At 53.0% G+C, this 861-nt stretch carries 1 protein-coding gene; it reads left to right on the top strand.

Features of this window, described 5'->3' with window-relative positions; genetic code table 11:
- Nucleotides 1–99 precede the first annotated feature (99 nt).
- A partial coding sequence (locus CX664_RS25145) for a hypothetical protein (protein WP_146000371.1) occupies nucleotides 100–861 on the top strand: 762 nt, incomplete at its 3' end.

Below are 861 nucleotides of genomic sequence, written 5' to 3' on the forward strand. Positions count from 1 at the left end.
AAATACTCCAACATCACTGACCTGTTTGCTTCTTTGTGTTTGCCCTATAAGACAATGGATTAATATCTCCGTAAACAATTTTATTATGAGGTAATGATTTTGATACGGCAATCAGGCGTAAACCCGGCAGGCATGGCCATCGACCCGCAACCTGTAACAACCCCCACCACAGAACCGGAGGGCCGATGGAGAGGGTGGGAGGTGATCCAATCGGGGGCTAGTGCATTTATTCGGTCACTGCACCCCCTCTATGATCCACTGAATAGTGACCGCCACCTGCCAGTGCAGGATGTTGCGGACTCTGCTGCTGGCATTGATCTTTGGGGCGTTGTTGGCCAGAACAATAATTTCCATCAGTTCACTGCACTGGCAGGACGGGCGATAGCAGCTTATTCCGGCCTGCCACCAGAAATCAATAGTCTGCTGAGCTATCTTGCCAACCTGGCGGCTGTGGGCCGGTTTGCCAGCGATCAGCTGAATGCGTTCAATGCTTGCGGCGGTTCGATACCTGAGCCTGGCACACACAGGGAAAAGACACCGGACGAGACGTTGGAAAACACGAAAGGCAAAGCCAGAAAAGCCTCACAGAACCTACGACACCAGTATGATAAATCCGCCGCCCCAACGCTACCGGCCAGCCAGTTGCCAAACACACCCTTGGCACTGGGGGCTCTGGTCGGCCTGTCTGCGGTGGGTGCGGCATCAGCATCCGCCTCTGACCGCTGGATTAACGTGGCGGATGCCGAGAACCTGGGCAAGATCTGCCGTGATAAGGGCTCATGTAGCAAACAATATCGCCTGACTGATGATTTCAACGATAACCAATTGTCCCGGTCCATTGGCTCTAAAAAAAATCCATTC

The sequence above is a fragment of the Endozoicomonas acroporae genome (genome assembly GCF_002864045.1).
Lineage (GTDB): Bacteria > Pseudomonadota > Gammaproteobacteria > Pseudomonadales > Endozoicomonadaceae > Endozoicomonas > Endozoicomonas acroporae.